At 56.0% G+C, this 17,745-nt stretch carries 15 protein-coding genes and 1 pseudogene; 10 read left to right on the top strand and 6 right to left on the bottom strand.

Features of this window, described 5'->3' with window-relative positions:
- The first annotated feature begins 32 nt into the window (after nt 1-32).
- Nucleotides 33-1,097, top strand: a complete 1,065-nt coding sequence (locus GJ746_RS18345; protein WP_154681478.1) for an AI-2E family transporter — start codon at nt 33-35, stop codon at nt 1,095-1,097.
- 78 nt (nt 1,098-1,175) lie between these two features.
- Here the strand turns inward: GJ746_RS18345 and bcp are convergent, their stop codons facing one another.
- Both bcp and GJ746_RS18335 read right to left on the bottom strand, forming a co-directional pair.
- A complete protein-coding gene (bcp, locus tag GJ746_RS18340) occupies nt 1,176-1,646 on the bottom strand; it encodes a thioredoxin-dependent thiol peroxidase (protein ID WP_004104423.1) in 471 nt (156 codons plus the stop codon).
- Nucleotides 1,647-1,649: 3 nt separating this feature from the next.
- Nucleotides 1,650-2,219, bottom strand: a complete 570-nt coding sequence (locus GJ746_RS18335) for a glycine cleavage system transcriptional repressor (RefSeq protein ID WP_195908753.1) — start codon at nt 2,217-2,219, stop codon at nt 1,650-1,652.
- A 153-nt stretch (nt 2,220-2,372) separates the two neighbouring features.
- Between GJ746_RS18335 and dapA the strand changes: the two genes are divergently transcribed.
- From dapA to ypfH, 6 genes are all read left to right on the top strand, one after another.
- Complete coding sequence (gene dapA, locus GJ746_RS18330) at nt 2,373-3,251, top strand: 4-hydroxy-tetrahydrodipicolinate synthase (RefSeq protein ID WP_154681477.1); 879 nt, start codon at nt 2,373-2,375, stop codon at nt 3,249-3,251.
- 16 nt (nt 3,252-3,267) lie between these two features.
- Nucleotides 3,268-4,302, top strand: a complete 1,035-nt coding sequence (gene bamC, locus GJ746_RS18325) for an outer membrane protein assembly factor BamC (RefSeq protein WP_154681476.1) — start codon at nt 3,268-3,270, stop codon at nt 4,300-4,302.
- Nucleotides 4,303-4,410: 108 nt separating this feature from the next.
- Nucleotides 4,411-5,124, top strand: coding sequence for a phosphoribosylaminoimidazolesuccinocarboxamide synthase (gene purC / locus GJ746_RS18320; RefSeq protein WP_004104417.1), 714 nt, complete (start codon nt 4,411-4,413; stop codon nt 5,122-5,124).
- A gap of 119 nt (nt 5,125-5,243) precedes the next feature.
- Nucleotides 5,244-6,113, top strand: a complete 870-nt coding sequence (locus GJ746_RS18315) for a neutral zinc metallopeptidase (protein WP_154681475.1) — start codon at nt 5,244-5,246, stop codon at nt 6,111-6,113.
- A gap of 12 nt (nt 6,114-6,125) precedes the next feature.
- Nucleotides 6,126-8,129 (top strand): tRNA(Met) cytidine acetyltransferase TmcA, encoded by a 2,004-nt coding sequence (locus GJ746_RS18310; protein WP_154681474.1) that lies wholly within the window; start codon nt 6,126-6,128, stop codon nt 8,127-8,129.
- Between the two features lie 77 nt (nt 8,130-8,206).
- Nucleotides 8,207-8,905, top strand: a complete 699-nt coding sequence (ypfH, locus tag GJ746_RS18305; RefSeq protein ID WP_154681473.1) for an esterase — start codon at nt 8,207-8,209, stop codon at nt 8,903-8,905.
- A 369-nt stretch (nt 8,906-9,274) separates the two neighbouring features.
- Here ypfH and GJ746_RS18300 read toward each other — a convergent pair whose 3' ends face one another.
- The 3 genes from GJ746_RS18300 to GJ746_RS18290 are packed head-to-tail and all read right to left on the bottom strand — an operon-like array spanning nt 9,275 to nt 10,992.
- Nucleotides 9,275-9,478, bottom strand: coding sequence for a YpfN family protein (locus tag GJ746_RS18300; RefSeq protein WP_139536737.1), 204 nt, complete (start codon nt 9,476-9,478; stop codon nt 9,275-9,277).
- Between the two features lie 29 nt (nt 9,479-9,507).
- Complete coding sequence (dapE, locus tag GJ746_RS18295; RefSeq protein ID WP_154681472.1) at nt 9,508-10,635, bottom strand: succinyl-diaminopimelate desuccinylase; 1,128 nt, start codon at nt 10,633-10,635, stop codon at nt 9,508-9,510.
- 3 nt (nt 10,636-10,638) lie between these two features.
- Complete coding sequence (locus GJ746_RS18290) at nt 10,639-10,992, bottom strand: ArsC family reductase (protein ID WP_154681471.1); 354 nt, start codon at nt 10,990-10,992, stop codon at nt 10,639-10,641.
- Between the two features lie 385 nt (nt 10,993-11,377).
- On the opposite strand from GJ746_RS18290, the gene ypfM reads away from it, so the two are divergent.
- Nucleotides 11,378-11,437, top strand: coding sequence for a protein YpfM (ypfM, locus tag GJ746_RS18285; protein ID WP_100181659.1), 60 nt, complete (start codon nt 11,378-11,380; stop codon nt 11,435-11,437).
- A 136-nt stretch (nt 11,438-11,573) separates the two neighbouring features.
- On the opposite strand, the gene acrD is transcribed toward ypfM, so the two are convergent.
- A complete protein-coding gene (acrD, locus tag GJ746_RS18280; RefSeq protein WP_154681470.1) occupies nt 11,574-14,687 on the bottom strand; it encodes a multidrug efflux RND transporter permease AcrD in 3,114 nt (1,037 codons plus the stop codon).
- 381 nt (nt 14,688-15,068) lie between these two features.
- Between acrD and aegA the strand changes: the two genes are divergently transcribed.
- A complete protein-coding gene (aegA, locus tag GJ746_RS18275; protein ID WP_154681469.1) occupies nt 15,069-17,033 on the top strand; it encodes a formate-dependent uric acid utilization protein AegA in 1,965 nt (654 codons plus the stop codon).
- Between the two features lie 58 nt (nt 17,034-17,091).
- Nucleotides 17,092-17,689: pseudogene (gene nudK, locus GJ746_RS18270) on the top strand (GDP-mannose pyrophosphatase NudK).
- Nucleotides 17,690-17,745 lie beyond the last annotated feature (56 nt).

Raw genomic sequence — 17,745 nt, 5'->3', positions numbered from 1 at the left:
TATTACAGCTTTGCTCTTCAGGGAAGGGTTTTATGCTTCAGATGTTAATGCAGTGGTACCGTCGACGGTTCAGCGATCCGGAGGCGATAGCGCTGCTGGTCATTTTGCTGGCGGGTTTCGGCATTATGTTTTTCTTCAGCGGCCTGCTGGCACCTCTGCTGGTGTCGATTGTTTTGGCCTATCTGCTGGAGTGGCCTACCGTCAGGCTGGAGCGTATCGGCTTTTCACGTACCTGGGCTACCTCGGTCGTTCTGATTCTGTTCGTCGGTATTCTGCTCCTGATGGCGTTTGTGGTGATGCCGGTGGCCTGGCAGCAGGGCATTTATCTGATTCGCGATATGCCGGGAATGCTAAACAAACTCTCTGATTTTGCCGCGACGGTGCCGCGTCGTTATCCGGCCTTAATGGATGCCGGAATTATCGACGCGATGGCGGAGAATATGCGCAGCCGGATGCTAACCGTCGGCGATTCGGTAGTGAAGTATTCACTGGCCTCGCTGGTTGGGCTGCTGACGCTGGCGGTCTACCTGGTGCTGGTCCCGCTGATGGTTTTCTTCCTGCTGAAAGACAAAGAGCAGATGCTTAACGCCGTGCGTCGGGTGCTGCCACGCAATCGCGGGCTCGCCGGGCAGGTGTGGAAAGAGATGAACCAGCAAATTACCAACTATATCCGCGGCAAAGTGCTGGAGATGGTTGTTGTCGGAGTGGCGACGTGGATTGGCTTTATCCTGTTTGGCCTCAACTATTCGCTGCTGCTGGCGGTGCTGGTGGGGTTCTCGGTATTAATCCCTTATATCGGTGCTTTTGTGGTCACCATTCCGGTAATTGGCGTGGCGCTGTTTCAGTTTGGCGCGGGAACCGAGTTCTGGAGCCTGTTTGCGGTTTACCTGATCGTTCAGGGGCTGGATGGCAATCTGCTGGTTCCGGTACTGTTCTCGGAAGCGGTTAATCTGCACCCGCTGGTCATCATTCTGTCGGTGGTCATTTTCGGCGGTCTGTGGGGGTTTTGGGGCGTGTTCTTCGCCATCCCGCTGGCGACGTTAATCAAAGCGGTGGTGCATGCCTGGCCGGATGGCATGACAGTGGAAGAGAGTTAGCGAAAAGCTGCAGAGTATTTCCTGAAAAAGACGCCGGGTGGTTTGATAACGACCCGGCGTCTTGCGTTTGTTGTAGCGTCAGGCGTTTTCTTTCAGCCAGTTCAGCACCACATCGTGGTGATTGCTGGTCTTGAAATCATCAAACACATGTTCGATTTTGCCGTTAGCGTCGATGAGGAAGCTAATACGATGAATGCCATCGTAGGTTTTCCCCATAAAGGTTTTTTCACCCCAGATACCGAACTGCTCGCAAACCTGATGATCTTCATCAGACAACAAGGTGAAGTTCAGCAACTCTTTTTCGGCGAAACGGGAGAGTTTTTCTGGTTTATCCGTACTGATGCCCAGTACTTCAACGCCTGCTTTTTTCAGGTCGTCCATATTATCGCGTAAACCGCACGCCTGTACGGTGCAGCCCGGGGTCATGGCTTTCGGATAAAAATAAACCAGAACACGCTGTCCCTGGAAGTCGGTCAAATTTACTTCCTCGCCGTCCTGGTCCGGTAAGCTAAATTTCGGTGCAATATCACCGGCTTTCAGTGGGTTCATCACTCAAACTCCATCCTGTTCATCATGCTGTGAATAATTAACGATGTTAATACTGCCTTGTGCATTCAGTTCTGTACATAGGGCTTTGAACGCTTGTTCGATATTTGATGCATTTTGCGTAGTCGGGCTGTGGGCGGTGATTTGGATAAAAAGCTGTGCTGAATCGTCGTTTGCTCCCGGCTGAGTGCGGGAAACCAGTTCGGCAATATTCATTTTCCACGTATCGCACAGAGCAGTAAATCGCTCAATAATGTGCGGCGAATCCGGCACCTCAACCTGAACCCAGACGGTGTTCTGCATCGCCTGAGGGGGTCTCGCAGTTGTTCGCTTCATCACGATAAGCAGATCCAGCTCGGCGCCTTTCAGCGGCAGAGTTGATTCGATCAGGTTAATGGCATTCCACGAGCCGGAAAGCAGCATGATAAACGTAAACTCATCGCCAAGCATGGCCAGCCGACTGTCTTCGATATTACAGCCGCAGCTGCTGACGTGACGAGTGATCGTATTCACGATGCCTGGGCGGTCAGCACCCAATGCGGTAATAACCAGATAGTGTTGTAATGAGGCTGTCAAACCTGTTCTTCCTTTAAAAAGGTGAGGTAACGTTAGGAAAGCATAAAAAAAACCGGCATACAACATCCCTGATGGCATCGGGTCTCTTGCTTTTATTGCGGCACCAAACGTAACATTGAGAATCTTGTCCCACTTATGCTCTGAGGATGGCCCATGTTTACGGGAAGTATTGTAGCGCTTGTCACGCCGATGGATGAAAACGGCAACGTTTGCCGGTCAAGCCTGAAAAAACTGATTGATTATCATGTCGCCAACGGAACCTCGGCGATCGTTTCGGTAGGTACTACCGGAGAGTCCGCAACATTGAGCCATGAAGAGCATGGTGACGTGGTTATGCAGACGCTGGAACTGGCCGACGGGCGTATCCCGGTCATTGCCGGTACCGGTGCAAATTCAACCGCGGAGGCGATCAGCCTGACCAAGCGGTTCAACGATAGCGGTGTGGTTGGCTGCCTGACGGTAACGCCTTATTACAACCGTCCGACTCAGGAAGGCTTGTTCCAACACTTTAAAGCTATTGCAGAACATACTGACCTGCCGCAAATCCTGTATAATGTACCGTCCCGTACCGGTTGCGATATGCTGCCTGAAACCGTCGGTCGTCTGGCGGAAGTCAAAAATATTATCGGTATTAAGGAAGCAACGGGGAACTTAAGCCGCGTTCATCAGATCAAAGAGCTGGTTTCAGATGACTTTATTCTGCTGAGCGGCGATGACGCGACCGGAATGGACTTTATGCAGCTTGGCGGTCATGGCGTGATTTCCGTAACGACTAACGTTGCGGCGCGTGAAATGGCCGAGATGTGCCGACTGGCGCTAGCAGGTCAATTTGCCGAAGCTCGTGCGATTAACCAGCGTCTGATGCCATTGCATACCAAATTATTTGTCGAACCCAACCCTATCCCGGTCAAATGGGCCTGTAAGGCGTTGGGTCTTGTGGCGACCGATACGCTACGCTTGCCGATGACCCCGATTACCGAAAACGGTACTAAGGTCGTTACCGCAGCGCTGAAGCATGCCGGTTTGCTGTAAAGTTTAGGGAGATTTGATGGCTTACTCAGTACAGAAGTCGCGCCTGGCGAAGGTTGCGGGTGTTTCGCTGGTTCTACTCCTCGCGGCCTGTAGTTCTGACTCGCGCTACAAGCGTCAGGTTAGCGGCGACGAGGCCTATTTGCAGGCTACGCCGCTTAGTGAACTTCACGCGCCGGCAGGAATGATTCTGCCGGTTCAGGTGGGTGACTATAATATTCCGGTTGCGACCAGCACCGGTAATGTAGGCAAAGCACTGGATATTCGTCCGCCGGCTCAGCCTCTGGCGCTGGTCAGCGGAGCACGCACGCAGTTTAACGGTGATACCGCGACGCTGATGGTGGAAAACGGCCGCAGCGGTTCTCTGTGGGCGCAGGTTGCAAGCATCGTGCAGTCGAAAAACTACACCATTTCTAAACGCGACGATGCCAGCCAGACGCTCACTACCGACTGGGTCGAGTGGAATCGCCTCGATGAGGACCAGCAGTACCGCGGTCGCTATCAAATCTCAGTTAAACAGCAGGGCTATCAGCAGGCTGTGGTGGTGAAGCTGGTAAATCTGGAGCAGGCGGGTAAACCCGTTGCCGATCCGGTTGCGCTACAGCGCTACAGTACTGCCATGCTGAACGTCATTTCCGAAGGTCTGGATCTGAACGCCACCAGCGCACAGAACGCCGCGCAGAAAAATGCCGGGGCGACCTTTGACGTGCAAAGCGGCGCTGATGATACCGGGCTGCCGATGCTGGTCGTTCGCGCGCCGTTTAACCTGGTGTGGCAGCGCCTGCCGGGCGCGCTGGAAAAAGTGGGCATGAAGGTAACCGATAGCTCCCGTTCTCAGGGCAGCTTCTCCGTGACCTACAAACCGCTATCCGACAGCGCCTGGACAGATCTGGGCGCTCGCGACCCGCAGCTGGCCTCCGGCGATTATAAACTGCAGGTAGGGGATCTCGATAACCGCAGCAGCCTGCAGTTCATCGACCCGAAAGGCCATACCCTGACGCAGTCGCAAAACGATGCCCTGGTCGCCGTATTCCAGGCTGCATTAAGTAAGTAATTAACAGGGCTGGAGCAATCCGGCCCTTTTTAATGTATAGTGACGCAAACGTGTGCGTCGGCAGAAAAGCACAAATTTTTATCGTTAATCATCACTGGAGTGACAAAGATGCAAAAGCAAGCTGAGTTGTATCGTGGTAAGGCGAAGACGGTATACAGCACCGAAAACCCGGATCTGTTGATACTCGAATTCCGTAACGATACGTCAGCAGGGGACGGCGCTCGCATCGAGCAGTTCGATCGTAAAGGCATGGTGAACAACAAGTTCAACCATTTCATTATGAGCAAGCTGGCGGAAGCGGGTATCCCGACCCAGATGGAAGCGCTGTTGTCCGATACCGAGTGTCTGGTGAAAAAGCTGGATATGGTGCCGGTGGAGTGCGTTGTGCGTAACCGTGCCGCCGGTTCGCTGGTGAAACGTTTAGGGATTGAAGAGGGCATTGAGCTGAACCCGCCGCTGTTCGATCTGTTCCTGAAAAACGACGCCATGCACGACCCGATGGTCAACGAATCCTACTGCGAAACCTTTGGCTGGGTGAGCAAAGAGAACCTGGCGCGCATGCAGGAGCTGACCTACAAAGCTAACGATGTGCTGAAAAAGCTGTTCGACGATGCTGGCCTGATCCTTGTGGACTTCAAGCTGGAGTTCGGTCTGTTTAAAGGTGAAGTGGTGCTGGGTGACGAATTCTCCCCGGACGGCAGCCGCCTGTGGGATAAAAAGACCATGGATAAAATGGACAAAGACCGTTTCCGTCAGAGCCTCGGCGGCCTGATTGAAGCATACGAAGAAGTTGCTCATCGCCTGGGCGTTAAGCTCGACTAATCCCCGACGCCAGAAGAAGATAGCTTCTTCTGGCGCTCTTCTTGCTGTTTCCTGTGGTAATCCTTCGCTGAACCGCCTACGATCTTATTCATTGGTTAATATGATGAATTGAGGTGCTTATGCGCTGGCAAGGACGTCGCGAAAGCGACAATGTTGAAGATCGTCGTGGTCAATCCGGTTCTCCTCTGGGCGGAGGAGGCGGTTTTCGTCTCCCCAGCGGCAAAGGCGGCATTGTGCTGCTGATTGTTATCGTGGTGGCGGGATATTACGGCGTCGATTTAACCGGTATGTTGACCGGTGAGCCGGTATCTCAACAGCAAACCACCACTCAACGCTCCCTGAGCCCGCAGGATGAAGAAGCCGCGAAATTCACTAAGGTGGTTCTGGCGGATACGGAAGACACCTGGGGCGCAATTTTTAAAGATATGGGCCGCCAGTACCCGCAGCCAAAGCTGGTGATGTATCGCGGCGCAACGCGCACCGCCTGCGGCACCGGGCAGTCGGTGATGGGGCCTTTTTACTGCCCTGCGGACAGCACGGTGTATATCGACCTCTCATTCTACGATGAAATGAAAACTAAGCTCGGCGCGGGCGGCGATTTCGCTCAGGGCTACGTTATTGCCCACGAGGTTGGCCACCACGTGCAAAAACTGCTGGGTATTGAATCGAAAGTGCGTCAGCTACAGCAAAATGCTTCACAGGCGGAAGCGAACCGCCTGTCGGTGAAGATGGAGCTACAGGCGGACTGCTTTGCCGGCGTCTGGGGCTACAATATGCAGAAACAGGACGTGATGGAGACTGGCGATCTGCAGGAAGCGCTGAACGCCGCGGAGGCGATTGGCGACGATCGCCTGCAGCAGCAGAGCCAGGGGCGCGTGGTGCCGGACAGCTTTACTCACGGTACGTCGCAGCAGCGCTACACCTGGTTTAAGCGCGGTTTTGATAGCGGTGACCCGGCGCAGTGCAATACCTTCGGCAGCTCGCTGTAAATACTGCCGGTCATGGATGAACTGCTTCAGCTGACGGCGCAAATGGTGCACGAGGGCATTCGTCGTCTGCTGGTACTCAGCGGCGATGATGCCTGGACCCTGCGTCAGGCGCATAGGTTACGTACTACGCTCTCAGGCGACGGTCTGTGGGTTGGCCCGCAGCCGATGCCTGAGCCGTACGTTTCGTCTGCGGCTCTTAAATTGCTGCTGGGTCGCGAATATCAGCACGCCTTTTTCGACGCTCGTGACGGTTTTGACGTTGCGGCGTTTGCCGCGTTGGCCGGTACGCTGCGCGCCGGAAGCTGGCTGATATTGCTCACTCCCGATTTTGCGCAATGGCCAGCCCGCCCCGACGCGGATTCTCTGCGCTGGAGCGACACTCCCATCCCCATACCCACGCCGAATTTTGTTGATCGCTTTTGCCAACAGATAATGGCCGATACCGCGTCTGTTCTCTGGCGGCAGGGCCATGAACGGGTGGTGCCCGAATATCCCGCGCGTGCGCGATGGCACCACGCGGATGGCCATCCGCAGGCGGAGCAGGCCGCCGTTCTTGCTGAGCTGGCTGACCTCCCTCCCGGTATTGCAGCACTGACCGCCGAACGCGGGCGGGGAAAGTCCGCCCTCGCGGGAATGCTGATTCGCCAGCTGGCAGGCGATGCCATCGTCACGGCACCGTCGCGCGGGGCGACGGAGGTGATGGCGGCTTTTGCCGGTGAGGGGTTTCGTTTTATGGCCCCCGACGCATTACTGGCGTCAGAGTGTAAGGCAGGCTGGCTGATTGTCGACGAAGCCGCCGCTATCCCTGGCCCGCTGCTGCGCCAGCTTGTCGCCCGTTTCCCGAGGGCGCTGCTGACCACAACCGTACAGGGATATGAAGGTACCGGACGCGGTTTTTTGCTTAAGTTTTGCGCCAGTTTTGCGCATTTGCGGCAGTTTACCTTAACGACGCCTGTCCGCTGGGCCAGCGGCTGCCCGCTGGAGACGACCATTGCTCAGCTGCTGCTGTTCAACGACGAGACCTTTCAGATCCCGCCAGCTGGTGAAGCGGTACTGGAAAGCGTCAGCCAGGAGAGCTGGCGGCGGCAGCCTGCTTTAGCGGAAGCGATGTATCAGCTGCTCTCCGGCGCGCACTATCGCACTTCGCCGCTGGATCTACGGCGCATGATGGATGCGCCGGGACAGCATTTCACCTGCGCCCGCAGCGAGCGGCGAATTGCTGGTGCGCTGTGGCTGGTGGAGGAGGGCGGTCTTGAGCCGTCGCTTAGCCAGGCAGTTTGGGCCGGCTATCGTCGCCCGCGCGGTAATCTGGTGGCGCAGTCGCTGGCGGCGCACGGCGGTAGTCCGCTGGCGGCAACGTTAACGGGGCTGCGAATCAGCCGTATTGCCGTACACCCGGCCCGCCAGCGCGAGGGGCTGGGGCAGCGATTGGTCACATGGGCTGCCAGCCGGGCTTTGGATCGGGATTATCTCTCGGTCAGTTTTGGCTACACTCCCGAACTGTGGCGATTCTGGCAGCGCTGCGGTTTTACGCTGGTGCGCCTGGGGACTCATCGGGAAGCCAGCAGCGGCTGTTATACCGCGATGGCGCTTTATCCTCTCAGCGAGGCTGGCCGTCAGTTGGCAAGCGAAGAGGCCCGGCGTCTTTTGCGCGATGAGTTCTGGCTGCGCGGCTGGCGAGATGATCCTTCGCCGCTGACCGCGCAGGAAGAAGGGTCTATCCTTACAGGTGAGGACTGGCTGGAGATCGCGGGTTTTGCATTTGCCCATCGTCCGCTGCTGACGGCGGCCGGGAGTCTGAATCGCCTGCTTATGCAGGTGGATTTGCCGCTTCCGGCGCTGCGCGCTCGTCTGAAGCATCAGGGTGAGGCAGAACTTTGCCGTACGCTGGGCCTGTCCGGACGGAAAGCGCTTCTCGTCAGGCTGCGCGAAGAGGCGGCTCAGGCGTTATCAAGCCTGGATGCGGTTCGCGCCAGCAATCTTCGCCGGCAGGTCGAAATGCTGCAATTTTTTTAACTAACTCCTTCAGTTAAATGGCATGGTCATATTTCGTCTGCGGCGTAAACTTTCTTGCAGACACTAAGGAGACAGCCATGAAACACGACCATTTTATTGTTCAAAGCCCAGCGACACCCGCACAGCAACTGCTGCTGCTGTTTCATGGCGTCGGCGATAACCCGGTGTCCATGGGGCAGATCGGCAGCTGGTTTGCGCCGCTGTTTCCCGATGCGCTGATTGTCAGCATCGGCGGCGCGGAGCCGTGCGGCCCGCCTCCGGGACGCCAGTGGTTTTCCGTACAGGGCGTCAGCGAAGAAAACCGCCAGCAGCGCGTAGATGCGATTATGCCGACCTTTATTAAGACGGTTCGTTACTGGCAGCAGCAAAGCGGCGTTAGTCCGCAGGCGACGGCGCTGATTGGTTTCTCGCAGGGGGCGATTATGTCGCTGGAGAGCATTAAAGCCGAACCGGATCTGGCATCGCGGGTGATTGCATTTAACGGCCGCTATGCGACTCTGCCCGAGACGGCGACGACGGCAACTACGATTCACCTGATCCACGGCGGTGAAGATCGCGTTATCGATCTGGCGTGGGCGGTTGCGGGGCAGGAGGCGCTGCAGCAGGCTGGCGGGGACGTGACGCTGGATATCGTCGAGGATCTGGGGCATGCGATTGACGATCGCAGCATGCAGTTTGCTCTCGACCATCTGCGCTTTACCATACCGAAGCACTATTTTGACGAAGCGCTCAGCGGCAGTACGCCGAAAGACAGCGATATTATTGAACTGCTGTAAATAAAAAACCCGGAGGCGGCGCGATGCGCCTGTCCGGGCTACTTGACCCGCAGACGGGCAGTAAACCCGTAGACCGGGCAAGGCGCGTCAAGCGCCGCCCCCGGGAAAAGGGAGCAGGGTGGAATAATTTCCCGGAGGCGATGCTGCGCATCTGTCCGGGCTACCTGTCCGCACACAGCGGTGAACCTGTAGCCCGGGCAAGGCGCGTCAAGCGCCGCCCCCGGGGAAAAGGGAGCAGAGTGGAATAATTTCCCGGAGGCGATGCTTGCGCATCTGTCCGGGCTACTTGACCCGCAGAGCAGACGGGCTGTAAACCCGTAGTCCGTCTCAGCGATGCGCAAACCGCGGAGACGTAACAGAAGTAAGATGTTACTTCTTCTTCGACTGGTCGTTCTTCGGCCAGTCATCATCATCGTCCCACTTATCGTTGAAGTCGCGATGCGGCGGCAGATCCGGCTTGTTGTTAAGAAATTTTTTGTGGTCAACGCGGGTCAGATCTTTAATCACGTTGATCATTACGCCCACCAAAAATACCAATACCAGGATCCACCAGTATTTCGATAGCCAATCCATGCGCTTACCTCTTATCTGTTTTGATGCCGTCAGGCGACCAGCTGTTCCATGATGCGTTGGTACATCCGCGCCAGCAGCTGGAGATCGGCTGCGTTAACACACTCGTTTATTTTATGAATGGTGGCATTCACTGGTCCCAGTTCAACCACCTGAGCGCCCATACGCGCGATAAAACGCCCGTCGGACGTGCCGCCGTTCGTCAGCAGCTGCGGTTTTATTTCATTATAGTGCTCAATGGCGTTAACCACCGCATCTACCAGCTTACCGCGGCTGGTCAGAAACGGCTGGCCAGAAAGCCACCAGTCAACGCTGTAGCGCAGCTCGTATTTTTCCAGCAGCGCCACAACGCGAGCTTTGATCATTTCGTCGGTCAGCTCGGTGCTAAAGCGGAAGTTGAACTGGACGAACATGTCGCCGGGAATGACGTTGTTGCTGCCGGTCCCGGACTGCACGTTAGCGATTTGCATGCTGGTTGGCGGAAAAAATTCGTTGCCTTTATCCCATTCGATATTCACCAGTTCTGCCAGCATCGGCGCGGCGCGGTGTACCGGGTTATCGGCGAGATGCGGATAGGCAACGTGTCCTTGCACGCCGTGAATGGTCAGGTTGCAGGTCAGCGAGCCGCGACGGCCGTTTTTGACGACATCGCCGACGATCTCGGTGCTGGACGGTTCGCCGACCAGGCAGTAGTCCAGGCGCTCGTTGCGGGCCATTAACGCTTCTACAACCTTAACGGTACCGTTTTTGGCGCTGGCTTCTTCATCGGAGGTGATGAGGAATGCCAGTCGGCCTTTATGGTCCGGGTACTGGGCGACAAATCGTTCGGCGGCAACCACCATCGCAGCGAGCGAACCTTTCATATCCGCGGCGCCGCGGCCAAACAGCATGCCGTCGCGAATGGTGGGCTCAAAAGGGGGGTTGATCCAGCGATCGGCATCGCCTGACGAAACAACGTCGGTATGGCCGGCGAAGGCCAGCGTTTCCCCGCGCCCGCGCCAGGCCCAGAAGTTTTGCGTATCGCCGAAATCCATCGGTTCAACGGTAAAGCCAATCGCACGCAGACGTTCAATCATCAACGCCTGGCATCCCGCATCGTCGGGGCTGAGGGAAGGGCGGCGAATAAGCTGCTGAGCCAGCTCAATGACCGGGCAAGACATAGACTACACCTCGTTAAACTGCTGATAACTTGATTCACTGAAACCCAGCAGCATAGGCTGACCGGGCGCACAGAGCAATGGGCGTTTGATGATTGCCGGCATTTCCAGCATCAGCTTCGCCGCGGCGTCGGCGTTATCGATACCGGCACGAACCGTTTCGTCCAGCTTGCGCCACGTTGTTCCCCGAGTATTGAGCAGCGCTTCCCAGCCGAGTTCAGCAATAAAGGTATCGACTAAATTGCGATCCAGGCCATCGACACGATAATCATGAAAGCGATATTCTATCTGATGGGCTTCCAGCCAGCGGCGGGCTTTTTTTATGGTGTCGCAGTTTTTTATCCCGTACATCGTGAGCATGATTAAACCTTTTCCGTTGAATTAAACGATTGCTGAGAATATTCCGAATATATAAGCCTTTAATAAATGATACGTGAATTGCTTTAATAAATATCGTTTTTTCCCCAGCTATATACACCCGGCGTTACATTTTACCTGTTTTTTGCCCTCTGGCTCCCTGCGTCCCCTGGTATCTGGCCGGATCCTGCGATTTATGCCGATGAACAAATGTTGCTAAATGTTGCTGTTGGTCACATTAAACTGCGCGAAATTAGCTCATAGTACTTACGAATGAAAGGGAGAATTCCGCAGGAGGTCATTATAGTAATCATAACGATAGCGCAAACAAGCTTTTAACCATTTATGAATTTGCATAAAATCACCCATAATAATAAGAGAGGCAATTATGATTGAACACGAGCTGGGGAACTGGAAAGACTTTATCGAAGGTATGCTTCGTAAATAATTTTCCGCAATAAAAGCTGGCGATTCCACGAGCAGAATATTAATGCAGTTGAAGCGACCATATGATAAAGGCGACACATCCGGTCGCCTTTTCTGTTATTTGGCCCCGGCGAAAATATCGTCAGGGCATGTCCGGGCTAGAGCGGCCTTTCCTTAAGCGGGAAGCGGCGGCGCACCAGTACGAAGAACAGCGGCACGAAGAAGATAGCCAGCACGGTGGCGGAGATCATCCCGCCCATCACACCGGTACCGACGGCGTGCTGGCTGCCGGAACCAGCGCCGGTACTGGTAGCCATCGGCAGCACGCCGAAGATAAACGCCAGCGAGGTCATCAGAATTGGCCTCAGGCGCTGGCGGCAGGCGGAGAGCGTGGCGATTAGCAGATCCTCACCTTTCTGGTTAAGCTCATTGGCAAATTCGACGATAAGAATGGCGTTCTTCGCCGACAGGCCAATCACCGTCAGCAGGCCTACCTGGAAGTAAACGTCGTTTTCCAGACCGCGCATCCAGGTCGCCAGCAGCGCGCCGATAACTCCCAGCGGCACCACCAGCATCACCGAGAACGGTACCGACCAGCTTTCATACAGCGCCGCCAGGCACAGGAAGACCACCAGCAGCGAAATAGCGTACAGCGCCGGGGCCTGGGCTCCGGAGAGGCGCTCCTGATAAGACATCGCCGTCCATTCGAGGCCGAAGCCGTTCGGCAACTGTCGGGCCAGATCCTCCATAATCGTCATGGCGGTACCGGTACTAACGCCCGGTGCGGCTTCACCGACAATTTCTACCGCTGAGTAGCCGTTGTAGCGTTCCAGACGCGGTGAACCGGTCTCCCAGCGCGAGCTGGCGAAGGCGGAGAAGGGCACCATCTTGCCGCTGTTGTTACGCACGTACCACTGATTGATATCATCCGGCAACATGCGATACGGAGCCGCCGCCTGAACATAGACCTTCTTCACGCGGCCGCGGTCCATAAAGTCGTTGACGTAGCTTGAGCCCCACGCGGTTTGCAGCGTATCGTTGATATCATTGATGGCGACGCCCAACGCCTGCGCTTTACGCTGATCGATATCGATCTGCAGCTGCGGACTGTCATCGAGGCCATTGTGGCGTACGCGGGTCAGCTGGTTATTTTTGGCGGCCAGCTCAAGCAGGGTATCGCGGGCGGACATTAGCGCTTCGTGTCCGTTGCCCGCGTGGTCCTGCAGTTCCATATCGAAACCGGCGGAACTGCCCAGCCCGCTGATAGCCGGTGGGCTGCTGGCGAAGACGCGTGCCTCTTTAATTTTGCTGAACGCTTTGGTTGCGCGTTCGATGATGGCAAAAGATGAGCCGGTTGCGGGATCGCGTTGGTCCCAGTCCTTCAGGCGTACGAACATGCGCGCAACGTTCTGGCCGTTACCGCCGGGGCCGGAACCGATGGTTGCGAATACCGATTCGACGTTTTCTTTCTCATTTTTCAGGAAGTAGTCTTCCGCCTGCTGTACCACTTTCAGGGTTTGCTGCTGGGTCGAACCGCTGGGTAACTGTACCGAGGTGGTGAACATCCCGCGGTCTTCCAGCGGCAGGAAGGAGGTCGGCAGATGCAGGAACAGAAATACCATTCCGCCCAGCAGCAGGACGTAAATCATTATCCAGCGCAGCGAGCGATGAAGAATTTTTCCCACGGCGGATTCGTAGCGGCTGGCGTTGCGGTTAAACATGCGGTTAAACCAGCCGAAGAAGCCCCGCTGTCCGTGGCTTTCTCCTTTATGAATGGGTTTTAGCAGCGTGGCGCACAGCGCAGGCGTCAGGATCATTGCCACCAGAACCGACAGCACCATCGCTGAAACAATGGTAATTGAGAACTGGCGATAGATAGCGCCGGTAGTGCCGCCGAAAAAGGCCATCGGCACAAAGACCGCCGACAGCACCATGGCAATACCGACCAGCGCGCCCTGGATCTGGCCCATCGATTTTCGCGTTGCTTCACGCGGCGAGAGGCCTTCCTCGCTCATGATACGCTCGACGTTCTCCACCACCACGATGGCATCGTCCACCAGCAGGCCGATCGCCAGCACTACCGCGAACATGGTCAAGGTGTTAATGCTGTAGCCGCAGGCGTAGAGGACGGCAAAAGTTCCCATCAGCACTACCGGAACGGCGATGGTAGGAATCAGCGTGGCGCGGAAGTTTTGCAGGAACAGATACATCACGAGGAACACCAGCGCGATGGCTTCAAGCAGCGTTTTCACCACGTCGGTAATCGACGCTTTGACAAAAGAGGTGGTTTCGTAAGCGACTTTATATTCCAGCCCGTGCGGGAAGTATTGCGAGAGTTCGTTCAGCCGGCTGATGACGCGTTCGGCGGTGGCCATTTCGTTCGCGCCGGACGCCAGTTTAACCCCCAGGCCGGACGCCGCCTGGCGATTGTAGCGGCTGAGATAATCGTATTTTTCCGCGCCCATTTCGACGGTGGCGACGTCCCCAAGGGTGACCTCTGAGCCGTCCTGATTCACCCTCAGAGTGATAGCGCGAAACTGTTCCGGGGTTTGTAACAGCGATTGCGAGTTAATCGTCGCGTTCAGCGCCTGTTTATCTACCGACGGCGTGCCGCCCAGCTGGCCGACGGCGATCTGCGCGTTCTGCGAAGAAATTGCATCGGTGACGTCTTTTGCCGTCAGCTGAAAGCTGTTGAGCTTCGCCGGATCGAGCCAGATGCGCATCGAGTACTGGGAGCCGTAGGCGTCAATATCGCCGACGCCGTTTACCCGGCTGAGCGGATCCTGAATATTACTGGCGACGTAGTCGGCGATATCCTGTTTATCCATGCTGCCGTCGGTGGAGACAAATGCGATGGTCAGGATATTGGTATCCCCGGTTTTGCGCACCGTCACGCCCTGGTTTTGTACGGCCTGCGGCAGTTTTCGCATCGCCGACTGCAGCTGGTTCTGCACCTGCTGGACGGCTTCGTCCGGGTCGGTACCGGCGGTAAAGCTCAGCATTACGCTTGCCTGCCCGGTGCCGCTGCTCTGGGATGACATGTACATCAGATTGTCGAGTCCGGTCATATTCTGCTCGATAACCTGCGTGACGGTGTTTTCCAGCGTCTGTGCCGAGGCGCCGGGATAGTTTGCTGTGATCCGCACGTTTGGCGGGGCAAGTTCGGGATATTGCTCAACGGGAAGCGACAAAATTGCGAGCGTACCGGTCAGGCATAAGAGAATTGCCAGAACCCAGGCAAAAATGGGGCGATCGATAAAAAAATTCGCCATCAGAATTTGGACCTCATTTTGCACATTTTATTGTTATTGCATAGCCTGTGACACTCTAGCGGTAAGCCTACAGGCAATCGTGGAGAAAATAAGGAGATAGTGTAATTTATCGTGTGCCTTTTATGGCAGCGTAAAGAACCGTCCTTCTATCTCTATCGGCGTCATCCTTTCTGCGCGTCGTCACAGCCGCTCAAGCGCAGCCAGTTATCACTTAGCTAAATAAAACGTAATTTCATTTAAGTCAAAAAAATTGATCCAACTCGGGTTATTACCAAAAAATCGGCGACCTGTGCAAATGCACATTGTTCCTGCACCGATTTGTCGGGTAATAGATAGGCATGCGAATTGAGGGGTTATTCACCAATAAGACTGAAGGATGTCATGAACCACTTTATTTTAAGCGATAGTCATAAGTGCATCGGATGCAAGGCTTGTGAAGTTGCCTGCGTCATGGCGCATAACGATGAGCAGCATGTATTGACCCCGCAGCGTTTTCTGCCGCGCATTACGGTTATCAAAAGCGAGCAAAAACGTAACGCCGTAACATGTCACCATTGTGAAGGGGCGCCGTGCGCCCGCAGTTGTCCAAACGGCGCTATCAGCCAGCTTAACGGCAGCGTTCAGGTCAATCAGGAAAAATGCATCGGTTGTAAATCCTGTATGGTTGCCTGTCCGTTCGGCGTGATGCAAATCGTCCTGACGCCGGTACAGGAGGGCAGAGTCAAAGCGACGGCGCACAAATGCGATTTATGCCAGGGGCGCGAAGAGGGCCCCGCCTGCGTGCAAAACTGTCCGGCCGAGGCCCTGCAGCTGGCGACGGACGGTACGCTCTTGAATCTGGCCAAACAGCGGCGTCAGCGCACGGCGCATCTGGGCCATTCCGGCGCCGGGATCTCATCTTGTTCCGCTGGCAAAGTCGCTCAGATGGAGGCGATACCGCCGCGCGGTGAACCAGATAAGCTCTCCGCTGAGGCGCGTAAGACAAATTTTGCCGAAATCTATCTTCCGTTCAGCGCCGGACAGGCCAACCGTGAGGCGGAGCGCTGCCTGAAGTGCGGTGAACACAGCATTTGTGAATGGACCTGCCCGCTGCACAACCATATTCCTCAGTGGATCGAGCGGGTGAAAGAGGGGGATATTTCCGCCGCCGTTGAGCTTTCTCATCAAACTAATTGCCTGCCGGAAATTACCGGCCGCGTCTGCCCGCAGGATCGTCTGTGTGAAGGCGCCTGTACGCTGCGCGATGAGCATGGTTCGGTAACTATTGGCAACATTGAACGCTATATCTCCGACCAGGCGCTGGCCAGCGGCTGGCGGCCGGATCTTTCCCGGGTCGTGGAAAGCGGTAAACGGGTGGCGATTATCGGCGCCGGCCCTGCCGGACTTGCCTGCGCCGACCGCCTGGTGCGCAACGGCGTAAGTCCGGTGGTGTTTGACCGGCATCCGGAAATCGGCGGTCTGCTGACCTTTGGCATCCCGGCGTTCAAGCTGGATAAATCTTTGCTTGCCCGGCGGCGTGAAATTTTCACCCAGATGGGCGTGCGCTTTGAGCTTAACTGCGAGATAGGTAAAGATATCCCGCTGACCACGCTGCTTGACGAATATGATGCGGTATTCATAGGCGCGGGAACCTATCGTTCAATGAAAGCGGATCTGCCGAATGAAGATGCGCCCGGCGTTTATGATGCGCTGCCGTTCCTTATCGCCAACACTAAACAGGTGATGGGGCTGCTGGAGCTACCGGAAGAACCGTATGTTAATACCGAGGGGCTGAACGTTGTGGTGCTCGGCGGTGGCGATACGGCGATGGACTGCGTGCGTACCGCGCTGCGCCACGGCGCAAAGCAGGTAACCTGCGCCTATCGTCGCGATGAAGCCAACATGCCCGGCTCGAAGAAAGAGGTTAAAAACGCGCGCGAAGAGGGAGCGCAGTTTGAATTTAACGTCCAGCCGGTCACTCTGGAACTGGACGCCAAGGGGCGCGTCAACGGCGTACGCTTCTTGCGTACCCAGCTTGGCGAGCCGGATGCCCAGGGGCGCCGCAGCCCGTCGCCGATCCCGGGGAGCGAGTTCGTGATGCCTGCCGATGCGGTGATTATGGCTTTTGGTTTCCACCCGCACGGCATGCCGTGGCTGGAGTCGGTGGGCGTTAAGCTCGACAGCCGCGGGCGAATTAAAGCCCATGTCGAAAGCCGTTATCGCTACCAGACCACCCATAGCAAAGTATTTGCCGGCGGCGACGCGGTGCGCGGCGCCGATCTGGTGGTGACCGCGATGGCGGAAGGTCACCACGCGGCGCAAGGGATTATGGATTTCCTGGGCGTAAAATCGATTCCGCTTCACTAACGACAAAGCGGGTTCCGCAGCGTAGTATGGCAACGTCATTTCACGCTGTGGGGCCCGTATGTCACTCAATATCAACGTTATCAAAGATAAAATCCTCTCCGAAAACTGGTTTGTTTTACGCAATATGACCTATGAGCTGACGCGCAGCGACGGCAGCGTGGTGCGCCATAAACGCGAGGTCTATGACCGCGGCAACGGCGCGACCATCATGCTTTACAATCGCCGCAAGCAGAGCGTGGTGCTGGTCCGCCAGTTCCGCGTCGCGACCTGGGTAAACGGTAACGAAGACGGTATGCTGATTGAGACCTGCGCCGGACTGCTGGATAACGATGAGCCGGAAGCGTGCGTGCGCAAAGAAGCCATTGAAGAGACCGGCTTTGAAGTCGGCGAGGTGCGTAAGCTGTTTGAGCTGTATATGTCTCCCGGCGGCGTCACCGAGCTTATCCATTTCTTTATCGCCGAATACAGCGATGCCCAGCGGGCCAACAGCGGTGGCGGCGTGGATGATGAAGAGATCGAGGTGCTGGAGCTGCCTTTCAACCAGGCGCTGGCGATGATGGCGAACGGGGAAATCCGCGATGGCAAGGCGGTGATCCTGCTGCAATATTTGCAAACCTCCGGGCTGATGACCAGGGATCTCTGATAAATCCGATTGAGTAAAACCTCACCGCTGGAGAACATAGCCGCTGTGTATGGCGAATTCGTCGGGGTT

Source organism: Klebsiella oxytoca (assembly GCF_009707385.1).
Lineage (GTDB): Bacteria > Pseudomonadota > Gammaproteobacteria > Enterobacterales > Enterobacteriaceae > Klebsiella > Klebsiella oxytoca_C.
Note: the sequence above shows the minus strand (reverse complement) of the source record. Positions and strands in the feature narration are given on the sequence as shown.

Coding starts and splice junctions, on each gene's coding strand:
- GJ746_RS18345 (WP_154681478.1), top strand. CDS start 33: ATGCTTCAGATGTTAATGCAGTGGTACCGTCGACGGTTCAGCGATCCG.
- bcp (WP_004104423.1), bottom strand. CDS start 1,646: ATGAACCCACTGAAAGCCGGTGATATTGCACCGAAATTTAGCTTACCG.
- dapA (WP_154681477.1), top strand. CDS start 2,373: ATGTTTACGGGAAGTATTGTAGCGCTTGTCACGCCGATGGATGAAAAC.
- bamC (WP_154681476.1), top strand. CDS start 3,268: ATGGCTTACTCAGTACAGAAGTCGCGCCTGGCGAAGGTTGCGGGTGTT.
- purC (WP_004104417.1), top strand. CDS start 4,411: ATGCAAAAGCAAGCTGAGTTGTATCGTGGTAAGGCGAAGACGGTATAC.
- GJ746_RS18315 (WP_154681475.1), top strand. CDS start 5,244: ATGCGCTGGCAAGGACGTCGCGAAAGCGACAATGTTGAAGATCGTCGT.
- GJ746_RS18310 (WP_154681474.1), top strand. CDS start 6,126: ATGGATGAACTGCTTCAGCTGACGGCGCAAATGGTGCACGAGGGCATT.
- ypfH (WP_154681473.1), top strand. CDS start 8,207: ATGAAACACGACCATTTTATTGTTCAAAGCCCAGCGACACCCGCACAG.
- GJ746_RS18300 (WP_139536737.1), bottom strand. CDS start 9,478: ATGGATTGGCTATCGAAATACTGGTGGATCCTGGTATTGGTATTTTTG.
- dapE (WP_154681472.1), bottom strand. CDS start 10,635: ATGTCTTGCCCGGTCATTGAGCTGGCTCAGCAGCTTATTCGCCGCCCT.
- GJ746_RS18290 (WP_154681471.1), bottom strand. CDS start 10,992: ATGCTCACGATGTACGGGATAAAAAACTGCGACACCATAAAAAAAGCC.
- acrD (WP_154681470.1), bottom strand. CDS start 14,687: ATGGCGAATTTTTTTATCGATCGCCCCATTTTTGCCTGGGTTCTGGCA.
- aegA (WP_154681469.1), top strand. CDS start 15,069: ATGAACCACTTTATTTTAAGCGATAGTCATAAGTGCATCGGATGCAAG.